Raw genomic sequence first — 13191 nt, 5'->3', positions numbered from 1 at the left:
TGCAAAAAAGTCAGACCGGCTCGTTCAGCCTCACCAGATCCGCCAACGTGGCAGTGACGGGCACCTCCACCCCCAGACGTTCCGCTTCGCGCGCAACGGCACCGTTGATCGCCTCGATCTCGGTGCGGCGGCCGGCGAGTCGATCCTGCAGCATCGACGCCTTGTGCTGGCGATGATGCGTCAGGGCGAAATCGATCTTCGCCTCGATCCGCGCGATATCGATCGACAGGCCCTTTGCCGTGGCGGTCGCCGCCACTTCGCGCGCGATGGCGAAAGCCACCCGGCGCCCGGCCGGGGTATCCATGCCGCCCACGGTCAGCCCGGTGACGGTCGCGATCGAATTGAGCGCGGCGTTGAAGGCGACCTTTTCCCAGACCCCGCCTTCGATCGCCGCATCGTGATGGGCATCGATGCCGGCCCCCCGCAGCAGGGCGACGGCCGCCTGCGCGCCATCATCGCCCTGCGGCCGGTAGCTGCCCAGCCGGACGGTGCCATGGCCGTGCGAAGATACCCGGGCAGGCCCTTCCAGATCGGCCGGCATGTCGGTCACGCCCAGCAATACCTGCCCCGCCGGAAAGACCCCGGCGATCGCCTCGGCATTGCCGATGCCGTTCTGCAGCGTGAGCGCGAAGGCGGATGCCTGCACGAGATGCGCCACCGATGCGATCGCGGAACGGCTGTGCATGGACTTGGTGAACAACAGCACCAGATCGACCGGCCCGGCCACGTCCGAGGCCAGCTTTGCCGCGATCGGGATTCGCCGCTCGCCATCGTCGTCGGCCAGCGTGATGCCATCGCGGGCCAGCGCTTCCAGCCGTGCCCGATCCACGTCCACCAGCGTGACGGAAACACCCGATTCCGCCAGCTTCGCCGCGAACAGGCAGCCCATCGCGCCGGCACCAACGATCACCACTTCGCGCATCCGCATTCTCCCGCATCCTTGGCCCGCGCACCCGTGGTCAGGCCGCGGCAATCGCGGCCAGCTAACCAGTGGGCGCCGTTCTAGCAAGCCGCGTCGCCTGCCCCTTTGCTGCGGCTTGCGCCAGCGGCAGAAGTTCGAACAGGCGGCGCGCGGCGGCGATCAGGCTGCCCCGGCGGCGCGTGTAGACATAGAAGCGCCGCTCGATTTCCAGCGCCTTCACCGGGATCGGCACCACGGTGCCGCGCTCCATTTCCGCACGGAGCAGCGGCATGGGCAGCCAGCCGAGCAAGGTACTGGCCGCAACGGTCGCCAGCATCGTGCCGATCGAGGCGGTTTCGAGCGCCACGTCGGGCAGGGCTTCTCCCTGCGCAGTCACGAGCCGGTGGAACAGCATGCGCGGCGTGCTGCCGATCTCCGGCATGACCCAGCGCTGGCCCAGCGCGGCATTGAGCGGCACCTCCTTCGCCCCGGCCAGCGCGTGCCGGGCGGCGGCGAAAGCGGTATAGGTATCGGTATAGGCCAGTTCCGCCATCGGCCAGATATCGGCATGCGGCGCCAGTTCCGGGGCGATCACCACGTCGATCTCGCGCCCGGCCAGCGCCTGGACCAGGCGGTCCTCGGGCGCATCCAGCAGGTCGATGTGCAGGCCCGGCGCCATGTCCAGCAAGGCGGCGACGGCGCCAGGCAACACCGTCCGTGCCACCGCCGCCACCGCGCCCACGCGCAGGCGCCCGCGCCCCAGGCCGCGCAAGGCATCCAGCGCGGATGTCGCCTGTTCCATCTCGAACAGCAGCAGGCGGGCATGGGGAATCAGCGTTTCCCCGGCCGCCGTGGGCGCCATCCCCTTGCTGTGCCGATCGAACAGCGGCTGGCCGAAGCGCCGTTCCATCTCGCCGATCAGGCGGCTGAGCGCCGGCTGCGTCATGAACGCCGCTTCGGCCGCACGCCCCAGGCTGCCCCGGTCCACCACGGCCAGGAATGCCCGCAATTCTCGCTGATCAAAAGCCATGCACATTTGTTATGCCTTTTGCGCAATTCCGCAATGGTGGCGATTGCCCCGACGGCCGATAAGGCCGGCGGAGAATGGAGAGGAGCACGATCATGCACACGGTTCGCGATGCAACGCTCTCGCTGCTGCGCAAGCTGGGCATGACCACGGTGTTCGGCAATCCGGGATCGACCGAGCTGCCGATGTTCCGGGATTTCCCGGACGATTTCCGCTATATCCTGGGATTGCAGGAATCGATCGTGATGGGGATGGCCGATGGCTTCGCCCAGGCGACCGGCAATGCCGCGCTTATCAACCTGCACTCCGCCGCCGGCGTCGGCCATTCGCTCGGCAACCTGTTCACGGCGTTCAAGAACCAGACCCCGCTGGTCGTGACGGCGGGCCAGCAGGCGCGATCGATCCTGCCGTTCGAACCGTTCCTCTTCGCCGAACGCCCCACCGAATTTCCGCGCCCTTACGTGAAGTGGGCGATCGAGCCCGCGCGCGCGCAGGACGTGCCGGCCGCGATCGCGCGCGCCTATTACGTCGCGATGGAGCCGCCCTGCGGCCCGACGTTCGTTTCGGTGCCCGTGGACGACTGGGACCAGCCATGCGATCCCATCGCGCCGCGCCGCGTGATTGCACGCAATCCCGGCGACCCGCAGCTGCTGGACGAGATCGCGGGCGCGCTGGCGCAGGCCAGCGCCCCCGCCTTCGTGCTGGGCGCCGGCATCGCGCGCGACGGCGCATGGCAGGAAGCGATCGCGCTGGCGGAACGCCATTCGGCAAAGGTCTGGGCCGCGCCGTTCGCCGCGCGCGAGGTCTTTCCCGAGCGGCACCCGCTGTTCGCGGGTTTCCTCAACCCGGGTCGCGAGGCGATCGTCCGCGACCTTTCCGGGCACGACCTGATCCTGGTCGTGGGCGGCCCCTTGTCGCTTTACCATACCGAAGGCTTCGGCCCACACCTTCCCGATGGCGCGCAGCTCTACCACATCGTCGATTCCATCGCGGTGGCAAGCTGGGCGCCCGATGGCACGGCCGTGATCGCCGATGCCGGAAGCGCGCTGGCGCACCTGCTGCAAGGGCCGCCGCCGGTGGCTCGCGCGCGGCCGGCGGGTCGTACGATTCCCCCGGCACTCGCCGCCACCGGCCTGACCGATGCCTACCTGCTCCAGCAGATCGCCCGCCTGCGGCCTGCCGGATCGGTGATCGTGGAGGAAGCGCCATCCAGCCGTGGCGCCATGCACGATCATCTCCCGATCCTGGATGCGGGCGGCTTCTTCACCTGCGCCAGCGGAGGGCTTGGCCACGGACTGCCAGCCTCGATCGGCGTCGCGCTGGGTCGCCCCGATGCCAAGGTCATCGCCATTCTGGGCGATGGATCGAGCATGTATGCCATTCAAGGGCTGTGGTCGGCCGCGCAACTGGGCCTGCCGATCAGCTTCGTGATCGTGAACAACCGGCGCTACGAGGCGCTGATCAACTTCGGCCGCCACTTCGGCTTGCAGCAGACGCTGGGGACCGCGCTCGACGATATCGATTTCTGCGCGCTCGCCCGGGGCCAGGGCGTTTCGGCCACGCGCATCGATACGGTAGAAGCGCTTGACGGCGCGCTTGCCGCTTCCTTCGCGGCACAAGGGCCAACGCTGGTCGAAGTGCTGGTCGATTGACGGGAACTGCCATGAGCGGGACACCATGAACGGGACAAGGACAATGTTCACCGGACGCCTTTCGGACCTGATCGACGACCGCCCCGACGAAGGCATCTTCCGCGTCAGCCGGGCAATCTTCGACGATCCCGGCGTGTTCGATCTGGAAATGCGGCGAATCTTCGAAAGCGGGTGGGTGTTCCTCGGCATCGCCGATCAGGCGCGCGATCCGCACGACTTCTTCACCACCGATATCGGCCGCGTGCCCGTGCTGGTCAGCCGCGATGGCAACGGCGCGCTCGGGGCCTTCGTCAATTCCTGCCCGCATCGCGGATCGCGCGTGGCGCAGACGCTGGCCGGCAATGCGCGCCTGCACGTCTGCCCCTATCATAGCTGGACCTTCGACAGCGCGGGCCGCAACAAGAGCGTGAAACTGAAGCGCGCCGGCTGCTATGCCGAGAACTTCGATGCGCAGAGCCACGACCTGCCCGCCCTGCCCGCGTTCGGCGAATATCGCGGCTTCCTGTTCGGCAGCCTCGATGCCGGCGTACCGCCGCTCGAAACGCATCTGGGCGAAGCGGCGAAGCTGCTGGACCTCGTTGCCGACCAGGGCCCGGACGGCTTCGAACTGGTGCCGGGCGCCGTCACGTTCACGTTCCAGGCCAACTGGAAGCTGCAGCTCGAAAACTGCTCCGACGCCTATCACTTCACCTCGACGCACCCTTCCTACATCCGCATCCTCGAACAGCGGCAGACCGCCAACACCGGCGTCGCGGTGAAATCGGTGTGGGAAAGCAGCGATTACTGGCGCGAGGACGCGCAGGGCGTGGCTGGCGGCAGCTTCAGCTTCCCGCACGGCCACGTGCTGAACTGGGGCATTTTCGGCGTAACCGAGGCGCTGCCGCTGTTCGAACAGGCCGAAGCGCTGGCCGAACGCCACGGCGCCGCCAAGCGCGACTGGATGTTCAACATGCGCAACCTGTCGATCTTCCCCAACCTGCAGATCGCCGAAAACGCATCGAGCCAGTTGCGCGTCATCCGCCCGCTGGCACCCGACCTCACGGAAATGCGGACATGGTGCATCGCCCCCAAGGGCGAAAGCGCGCAGGCGCGGCGCCAGCGGATCCGCCAGTACGAGGATTTCTTCAACCCCAGCGGCATGGCCACGCCCGACGACACCGTAAGCTACGAGAACTGCCAGCGCGGCTTCGCCAGCCGCGTCGAGCCCTGGCTGCAAGGCTATTCCCGGGGCACCACCGCCAGCAAGGCCGGGGGCAACCCCTTCTCGGACCTGATCGACATGAAGCCGGCGCGCAGCGTGCTGGCCGATGCGCAGCTTGGCGACGAGACGCTGTTCCAGAGCTACTATCGCGAATGGGCGCGCCGCATGGCGGGAGTGATCGGACAATGACCCTGTCGCTGAAAGACGCCGAAGCCATTCTCTATCACGAGGCGGAATGCCTCGATGAAAGCCGCTGGGACGATTGGCTGGATCTCTATGCGGAAGATGCCTGCTTCTGGATGCCGGCATGGAAGAGCGAGACCGAGACGACCACCGATCCCGAGGCCGAGCTTTCGCTGATCTATTACAAGGGGCGCAACAACCTGGCTGATCGCGTCTGGCGGGTGCGCTCCGGGCAATCGGTGGCCTCCACTCCGCGCATCCGAGCCGTCCACATGATAACCAACGTCAGGCTGGTGGGGGCCGACGAAGCGAGCGCGCAAGTCGCGGCGAATTTCGCGGTCAATCTGTTCGACAAGCGATCAGGCCGGACGCATACCTTTTTCGGGCACTACCGGCACGCGTTGCGGCGCGAGGGCGAGCGCTGGCTGATCGCTGGCAAGACGATCGTGCTGCTCAACGATACCATCCCCACCGTGCTGGACTTCTACTGCATCTGATCGAGGCGATGCCGGCCAAACTCATACCGGACCTGCGCTGCCGAAGGCATCTGCCGCTTGCCAACCTTTGCGTGGCAGGACAGGCTAGAAGTTAATCCCGCCCGATCCAACTGGATTACCGGCCCCAACGTGTTATCACGGTCTGGGTTGGTGGAGAGATTGACCATGAGACTGCAGCGAAACCTCACGACGATATTTCTTCTGGCATCGTCGACTGTGGCCATGGCCGAAAATCCTTCGCAGGCCGGCGCACAGGGCGACGTTTCGGTCACGATCTACAACAATGACCTCGCGCTAGTGCAGGATATTCGCAATGTTACCTTGCCTGCAGGGCGGTCTCGCCAGGAATTTCCTGATGTTTCCGCACAGATCCGGCCCGAAACGGTGACCCTGGCTGGCGAAGGTTTCGGCATCGTCGAGCAGAACTTCGACTTCGACCTGCTTTCACCATCGGCGCTGATGGAAAAGGCCGTCGGCCAGCAGGTAACGCTGCTGCGCACAAATCCCGCAACGGGCGCGGAAACGCGCGAGCGCGCCACCGTGCTCGCCGCCAATGGCGGGGTGGTGCTGCGGATCGCGGATCGCATCGAGGTGCTGCGTGACGATGGCCTGCCGGTGCGCGTCATCTTCGATACGATCCCGCCCAACCTGCGCGCCCGCCCCACCCTGAGCGTCACGCTCGACAGCGCCCGCGCTGGCGCCCGCCCGCTGACACTGAGTTACCTTACGCCGGGCATCGGCTGGAAATCCGACTACGTCGCCCTGTTCGACGAGACGGCCGGAAAGATCGACGTGCAGGGCTGGATCACGTTGACCAACGCCACTGGCACGACCTTTGCCAACGCCAGAACCCTGCTGGTCGCCGGCGATGTCGGATCAGTGCAGCAGAGGCCCCGCTTCCCCGAGCGGCGTCCCAACGGAAACGTGTCAGGCACGGAAAGCGGCGGCGCGCAACTTGGCGATCTTCACGTCTATCCGATCGAGGGGCGCACCACGATCGCCAACGCCCAGACCAAGCAGGTCAGCTTCCTCGATGCATCGGGCGTTCCGGCGCGCAAGGGCTACGAATACCGGAACTCGTGGCTGGGCAGCCAATCGGACGCCGAGAGCGCCGCGTCGATCCTGAAGTTCTCGAGCGCCAGGGCCAACGGCATCGGCGCGGCTCTTCCAGCCGGAACGGTGCGCGTCTATATGCGCGACAGCAAGGGCCAGGCCCAGTTCATCGGCGAAAGCCAGATCCCGCACACGCCGGGCGGATCGTCGCTGGCACTCCGCACAGGCGATGCGTTCGATGTGAAAGTACAGCCCGTGCTGGTCAAGCGCGACACGCTTACCACGGCTGAATGGGAGAGCTTCGCCCGCTGGCGGATCGTCCGCGCTGATGGAACTGCCGACATGGTCTATGGAGAGCGCCCCAAAACCTTCTTCCGCACCCAGATGCGCTACATCGTCACCAATGCCCGACCGGTGCCCGTGACCGTGGACGTGATCCAGAACGGACTGGCGCAATGGTGGTGGTGGCGCGACATCCGCATCCCGGAAGAGAGCCTGCCCGGTATTCAGGACAACGCCGACCAGCGGCGATGGGAAGTGCCCGTGCCCGCCAACGGCAAGACCGAACTGACGGTCACCTTCCTGACGCCCTGGTAAGGGCGATGCGCCATCTTCTGACCACGGCCCTGCTGGCCGTTGCGGCAGGACAGGCCCAGGCAGCGCCTCCGGTGGTGATCTCCGCCAGGCCCGACGCCGTCGCCGTGACGATCTATCGCGACCCTGAGCGCGGGGACAACGCGATCGACCGGGATGCCCCCGGCGCCTTCGCGCTGATCGCCGAGACCCGCACGGTGGAACTGCCCCCCGGTGTGGCGACCGTGCGCTTCGAAGGTGTGGCCGGAGGGATCGTCCCCCAGTCGGCCATCCTGTTTGGCACCAACCCGCGCGAGCGCAACCGCGACGCGGCGCTGCTTTCGCAGAAGGGGCTGGTCGATGCTTTCACCGGCCAGCAGGTGCTGGTGCGGCGCACCGATCCCGCGACTGGCAAGGTAACCGAGGAGCGGGCGACCATCCTTTCAAGCGCCGATCGCCTGGTGATCCAGACGCCGCGTGGCGCCGAGGCCGTCTATTGCTCAGGCTTGGCCCAGACCCTGATCTATCCGAATGCCCCCGCCGCGCTGTCCGCCAAGCCCGTCCTGACGATGACGACGAAGGAGCAGCCGGGCGGCAAGGCAACGATCACGCTGGCCTACATCGCCACCGGCTTCGACTGGGACGCCACCTATGTCGGAACCCTGGCGCCGGACGGGAAATCCCTTGGCCTGTTCGCCTGGCTGACAATGGCAAGCGCGGACGAAACGAGCTTCGTCGATGCGAACGCGTCGGCCGTGGCCGGCAGGATCAACCGCTCGCAGGACACCCGTGATGATACCGGTCGGCAGGCCCGCGAGGACGCTGGAAACCTTGACCGCCAGTCTGAATGCTGGCCGGCTGGAACCACCAGCGACCTCTCCGTACCGTCGCCCGTGGTCATGGCTCCCCCGGCGCCAATGGCCATGGCAATGCTGGGCGATGATATAGATAATATAATAGTGACGGCGCAACGCCGGCAGGAGCGCTTGGCGAACGTGCCGATCGCGGTAACGGCGGTCGCCGAGAATCTCGGTGACCTCAAGCTTTATCGCGTCCCGCTGCCCGTCACGGTTGCCGCGCGATCGCAGAAGCAGGTCGCTTTCCTGAACAAGCCGGAAATCAAGGGCGATCTGATCTACCGCTCGATCGTGCCGGACGATGATCCCGAGCTTCCGCAAACGGTGTACCGCTTCGTCAACCGCAAGGCGGACGGTCTGGGCGAGCCGTTTCCGGCCGGGAAAGTGATCCTCTATCAGGACAGCCCCTGGGGCCGGCAACTGATTGGTCAGACGACGCTGGCCGACAAGACCACCAACGAAGAAGTGGAACTCGTGCTCGGCGAAGCATCGGGCGTGACCGTGGAGACCACGGACACGCGCCTGAAAAAGGGGACGCGCTACAATCTGGTCATGCGCAACGCCAACCCGTTCCCGGTGCGCTTCGAGCTGGATTTCCGCAACCCGCCACGCATTCTTGCGCGGCCATCGGCGGGACGCGTGATCCGGAAGCCCGGCAAGATGATCTGGCAAACCACCCTACCGCCAAACAGCGAGCAGAATACCGCCTACGAAACCGCAGATCGCTAGTGATCGCCCTGGCTGCAGCCGTTGAAAGCTGCATTGGCGCCTCGCAAAACCCGCGTTTCGTTCAGGCGGCGATCCTTGGTTCCGGCCCGACGTAGTTGGACGCGGGCCGTATCAGCCTGCCATTGGCAACCTGTTCGCGCGCATGGGCGAGCCATCCCAGCGTTCGGCCCATCGCGAACACGCAGGTGAATTCGCTAGCGTCGAAGCCCAGCGCTTCGAGCAACAGCGCGGTGTAAAACTCGACGTTTGTTTGGAGCGATCGGTCCGGCTTGCGCTCGTGCAGGATCTGAAGGGCTGCCTGCTCCACCGCCTCGGCCAATGCCAGCCGGCCCGCATCGGGAGAGAGCCCTTTCAGCGCGCGCTTGAGCGCGTCCGCTCTTGGATCGCGCACCCGGTAGATGCGATGGCCAAAGCCCATCAGCCTGTCCCCCCCGGTCGAGGGCACTCTCGATCCAGCGCCGTGCGTTGGACGCTCCACCGATCGCGTCGAGCATTTCGATAACCGGCCCGGGTGCGCCGCCGTGCAGGGGGCCTTTCAAGGTGCTGAGCCCCGTCAGCACCGCCGACGTCAGTCCGGCCAGTGTCGAGGCCGTGACGCGCGCGGCAAAGGTGGAGGCGTTGAGGCCGTGATCGCAGACGGTGACCAAATAGGTGTCGAGCGCCGCGGCTTCTTCCAGCGTCGCCGTGGTTCCCCGCACCATCCGCAGCACGTCGGCGGCGTGGTCCGCCGCCGGATCGGGTGGCACCAGATCCTGATGCTGGCGCCGGCGCGCGACAGCGGCGGTGAACACCGATACTCCCGCCAGCAGCCGTAGGGCGGTCCGCAGATCATCGCCCTCGGGTATCCGCGCCAGCAAGGCACGGACGGTTTCGACCGGGTTCAGGCCAGGGGGCATGGAATGAGGCACCACAACATGCGCGAAGGCTTCAACCCGCGCCTCGCCCAACATCCTTTCCAGTCCGTCCAAGTCGGGCAAATCATCAAGGAACCCGTCGAGCAGCAGATGCGCCGCTTCCGCGAAACGCGTGCGCCCCGCCAGCTGGCCTAGTTCGAAGCCGCGGATCACCAGCCGTCCAGCGACACCATCGACATCGGACAGAACTGTGCGCGCGGCCACGACGCCTTCCAAACCTTCCGCCATCTTCTGCATCTCCTGGACTTGACGGGCACAGGATTCCGGCGGAAGTTGATTTGGTCAATCTTGATCAACTTAATCAATGTCTTGGCTTAAGCATGGCTGGCTGGTTGACCGCAGAAGAAGTGATGGCGCGGCTCGGCCTCCGGGCGCAGACGCTTTACGCCTACGTCAGTCGCGGACGGATCGAGGCGCGGCGGGACGCGGACGATCCGCGGCGCAGCCTCTATCGCGCCTCGGACGTCGACCGGTTGCAGAAGCGGCGTGCCCGTGGCCGGGGACAAGCCGCCGTGGCCGAAGAAGCCATCGCCTGGGGAGAGCCGGTGCTGGCATCGGCGATCACGACGATTGCAGACGGCAAGCTCTGGTACCGGGGCAGGAACGCCGCGTCGCTTGCCGAGACCGCAAGCCTCGAAGGCGTCGCGCGCCTGTTGTGGGACTGTGGCAATGAGCGGTTCCCGACACAAACCAACACGATCGCGCCGGGCCGTGCGCATGACCGGATGTTTCAAGCCCTTGCCTGGCGCGCTGCGACAAGCCCCGCCATGCGGGGACGAAGGCCCGAGGCGCTATACTTCGAAGCGGCAGCGCTGCTCGACCTTCTCGTGGATGCGGTGGCCGGAGGCTCGGGCGAAGGTCCGATGGATCAGCGGCTCGGCCGCGCGTGGGGGTGCGACGACGTCGGTACGGACCTTATCCGGCGGGCCTTGGTCCTGCTGGCGGACCACGAGTTGAATGCTTCAACTTTTGCAGCGCGCGTCACGGCTTCCACGGGAGCATCGCTGGCGGCCTGCGCGCTCGCCGGACTTGCCGCCCTGTCCGGCCCGCTCCATGGGGGGATCGCGACGCGCGTGCGCAGTTTCCTGACCGAAGCCGGCAAGGCTGACCCGTATGGAGCCGTGTCGGCACGTCTTGCTGCCGGCGCGGCACTGCCCGGCTTTGGACATCCCCTTTATCCTGATGGAGACCCGCGCGCAAAAGCGTTGCTGGCGGCCTTTGATCCGCTGCCAGAGCATCGCGCTCTCGCGGCGGCCGTGCTGGAGGCCACGGGCGAACTCCCCAACATCGATTTTGCCCTGACCGCGCTCACCGAGCTTGCCCATCTTCCCGAAGATGCACCGTTCCAGATTTTCGCGACCGCCCGGTGCACCGGCTGGATCGCACACGCCCTGGAGCAATCCCGCGCCGGGAAGCTGATACGGCCGCGAGCCAGATATGTCGGTGTGGCGCCCGATACGGCGTGAAGCACCGCGATGCGCTGGCGGGGCGGCGGCATGTGCTGCTTCGCGCCGGTCGCGCCGGCCAACGGTGTCGAAACGCCGCAGCAGACCGAACTCGCCAAGAAAATCCTGGGCAAGCCGGCGGGCCAGCCCCAATGTCCGCGCCTTTCTCGGTTTCATCTGCGAGGTATTTGCCGAGGCAAACCCGTGAGCGTTGCAGAAGTTCAAACGCCGGGAACGAAGGCCTTGATCCAGTTGAGGATTTCCGCACGGCGGCGGCTATCGTCGGTGATGTCCTCGTCCACCCCCAGTTGCCAGGCGAGGCCGGCATCCTGTGGCGCGGCGGCAAGGCCGGTCAGCACTTTGACATAGGCATCGAGCGCGGCGCGATCAGAGAAGAAGCCCTGCGCGATCATGTCGTCGGCATAAAGCGTGTAGAGCTGGACGAGCTGCGCAATGTCGAATTCCGGGTGGTACTGCACCGCCCAGACCTCGCTGCGCCCCACCGGCACGACCGCTGCCTGTACCACGCTGTGCGCGTTGGACGCGAGCAGCGTGGCGTTGTCCGGCAGGCGCGTGACTTCGTCGTAATGGATGCAGGGCGCATCGAACACCGCGCCCTTGCCCGCGAACATCGGGTGATCGGCACCCGCCGCCGTGCGCACGATCTTGCGCGCGAAGCCGACCTCGCGCCCGCGCGGGTTGTATTCGACCTGCCCCCCGGCGGCCATGACGGCGATCTGCAGGCCCCAGCAGCTTCCGAACACCGGCAGACCCGCTTCGGCCGCATCGCGCAAAATGGCGATCTGGTTGGTGACGGCGAATTCCTTGTCATAGGCATGAAGCGACGAACCGGTGACGACGAAGCCGTCGTAATCGGCGAACGAGCGGCCACCGGGGATAGCCCAATCCGCATCGGCCGCGTTGACCACGTCCAGATCGAAATCGGGAAAATGCGCCAAAATCGCCAGCGCGTAGATCTCGCTGGACGAACGCACGCCCAGCTCGGCGGCGCGCGCGCGCTTGTCGGCGGTATTGCCTTCCATCAGAAGCAGTCGTGTCATCGGGTATCTCTAGTGTTGCGATGGCAAGGTATCCGCGCGGTAACGCTGCGGCGGCACGCCCACCCAGCGGGTGAAGGCGCGCGTGAAATTGGAATGCTCGGCGTAACCCAGCCGCAGCGCGACCTGCGCGATCGAGCATTCGGGACGGGTGCGGAATTCCAGCATCGCCTGACGCATCCGGCATTCGTCGAGCAGTTGCTGGAAGGTCAGTTGGGCCTCGGCCAGCCGGCGCCGCATGGTGCGGCTCGACATGCCGATCTCGCTGGCGAGTTCATCCTGGTTGATCTCGCCCTGCGACATGCGCGCGAAGATCATCGCGGCCAGGCGATCGCGCGCGGGTTCGGCGCGGCGCTTGCGCGCGATCTGCGTCGACAGGTCCTTGAGATTGCTCCTGGCGTCCGATGGCGGCATCGCCGCATCGAGCATGGCAACCGGCAGGCTCAGCGAATTGACCTCGCCGCCAAAGCTCAGGCGGCTGAGCGGCATGGCAAGCCCGGTATCGCGGCGCGCGCATTCGAACCCCAGCTCGATTTCGTCCATCGCGTCGGGCACGGCCATGCGCACGATGCGGGCGACGATGCCAAGGCTGAACATGGCGTCATGGTGGCGCGGCCAGATGTCGGGATCGAGGATGCGGTAATTGACCGTTGCCGTCCCGTCCTTGACCTGAAAGTCCAGCGTGGTCGAATCCTGGAGCAGTTCGAAATGATCGGCAAAGCGGCGCAGGGCCGCGCCGAGCGTCTGTGCCGAGGTGATCGCGGTGCCGATCTCCCCCAATTGCGCAAGATCGTAGTTGAGGCCGATCGTCCATGTCGCGGCCGGATGATTGGCCCGCTCGCCAACGGATTCCGCCATGCGCGCGAAACGCTTGAGCGAGATGCGATTCGACGTGGCAACGTCGCCGTTGTCGAGACCTGCCCGGGCAAGGGCTTCGTCGGGTTCGATACCGAAAGCGGGCATGGAGTCGGTCCACCCGCAAAGCGCTTCGGCCTGTACTGCCGGTTGGCTCATGGCTACTCCCCTATACGATAGTCGGAATGCGATTCCCGATCTTGACAGGAGCGTAACGCAGCCCCGCCATTCCAAATTATCCGAAAC

General features: G+C 66.1%; 10 protein-coding genes and 1 pseudogene. 6 read left to right on the top strand and 5 right to left on the bottom strand.

Features of this window, described 5'->3' with window-relative positions:
* Positions 1 to 10: 10 nt before the first annotated feature.
* Both EH199_RS07230 and EH199_RS07225 read right to left on the bottom strand, forming a co-directional pair.
* Complete coding sequence (locus EH199_RS07230; RefSeq protein WP_206694946.1) at positions 11 to 928, bottom strand: ketopantoate reductase family protein; 918 nt, start codon at positions 926 to 928, stop codon at positions 11 to 13.
* A gap of 55 nt (positions 929 to 983) precedes the next feature.
* Complete coding sequence (locus EH199_RS07225; RefSeq protein ID WP_190287179.1) at positions 984 to 1931, bottom strand: LysR family transcriptional regulator; 948 nt, start codon at positions 1929 to 1931, stop codon at positions 984 to 986.
* A 92-nt stretch (positions 1932 to 2023) separates the two neighbouring features.
* On the opposite strand from EH199_RS07225, the gene mdlC reads away from it, so the two are divergent.
* From mdlC to EH199_RS07200, 5 genes are all read left to right on the top strand, one after another.
* Complete coding sequence (mdlC, locus tag EH199_RS07220) at positions 2024 to 3580, top strand: benzoylformate decarboxylase (protein ID WP_124808598.1); 1557 nt, start codon at positions 2024 to 2026, stop codon at positions 3578 to 3580.
* Between the two features lie 43 nt (positions 3581 to 3623).
* A complete protein-coding gene (locus EH199_RS07215) occupies positions 3624 to 4970 on the top strand; it encodes an SRPBCC family protein (protein WP_124808597.1) in 1347 nt (448 codons plus the stop codon).
* A complete protein-coding gene (locus EH199_RS07210; RefSeq protein WP_223806524.1) occupies positions 4967 to 5461 on the top strand; it encodes an aromatic-ring-hydroxylating dioxygenase subunit beta in 495 nt (164 codons plus the stop codon). The genes EH199_RS07215 and EH199_RS07210 overlap by 4 nt, the downstream gene beginning before the upstream one ends.
* Before the next feature lie 165 nt (positions 5462 to 5626).
* The gene (locus tag EH199_RS07205) at positions 5627 to 7111 is read left to right on the top strand and encodes a DUF4139 domain-containing protein (RefSeq protein ID WP_124808595.1); all 1485 of its coding nucleotides are present in this window, start codon (positions 5627 to 5629) and stop codon (positions 7109 to 7111) included.
* 5 nt (positions 7112 to 7116) lie between these two features.
* Positions 7117 to 8673 carry a DUF4139 domain-containing protein gene (locus EH199_RS07200; protein ID WP_124808594.1) on the top strand — a complete coding sequence of 519 codons (1557 nt, stop codon included), beginning with the start codon at positions 7117 to 7119 and terminating at the stop codon, positions 8671 to 8673.
* 61 nt (positions 8674 to 8734) lie between these two features.
* On the opposite strand, the pseudogene EH199_RS07195 reads toward EH199_RS07200, so the two are convergent.
* Positions 8735 to 9815 (bottom strand): annotated as a pseudogene (locus tag EH199_RS07195) (citrate synthase).
* Positions 9816 to 9865: 50 nt separating this feature from the next.
* Here EH199_RS07195 and EH199_RS07190 point away from each other — a divergent pair.
* Positions 9866 to 11053 carry a citrate synthase family protein gene (locus tag EH199_RS07190; protein ID WP_206694944.1) on the top strand — a complete coding sequence of 396 codons (1188 nt, stop codon included), beginning with the start codon at positions 9866 to 9868 and terminating at the stop codon, positions 11051 to 11053.
* 200 nt (positions 11054 to 11253) lie between these two features.
* Here EH199_RS07190 and EH199_RS07185 read toward each other — a convergent pair whose 3' ends face one another.
* Both EH199_RS07185 and EH199_RS07180 read right to left on the bottom strand, forming a co-directional pair.
* Positions 11254 to 12093, bottom strand: coding sequence for a type 1 glutamine amidotransferase (locus EH199_RS07185; protein WP_124808593.1), 840 nt, complete (start codon positions 12091 to 12093; stop codon positions 11254 to 11256).
* A 9-nt stretch (positions 12094 to 12102) separates the two neighbouring features.
* Complete coding sequence (locus tag EH199_RS07180) at positions 12103 to 13104, bottom strand: AraC family transcriptional regulator (protein ID WP_190287178.1); 1002 nt, start codon at positions 13102 to 13104, stop codon at positions 12103 to 12105.
* Positions 13105 to 13191: the final 87 nt, after the last annotated feature.

The organism is Novosphingobium sp. LASN5T (genome assembly GCF_003856955.1).
Classification (GTDB): Bacteria; Pseudomonadota; Alphaproteobacteria; order Sphingomonadales; family Sphingomonadaceae; genus Novosphingobium.
The sequence above is the reverse complement of the archived record's forward strand: the minus strand, read 5'-3'. Positions and strand labels throughout refer to the sequence as shown.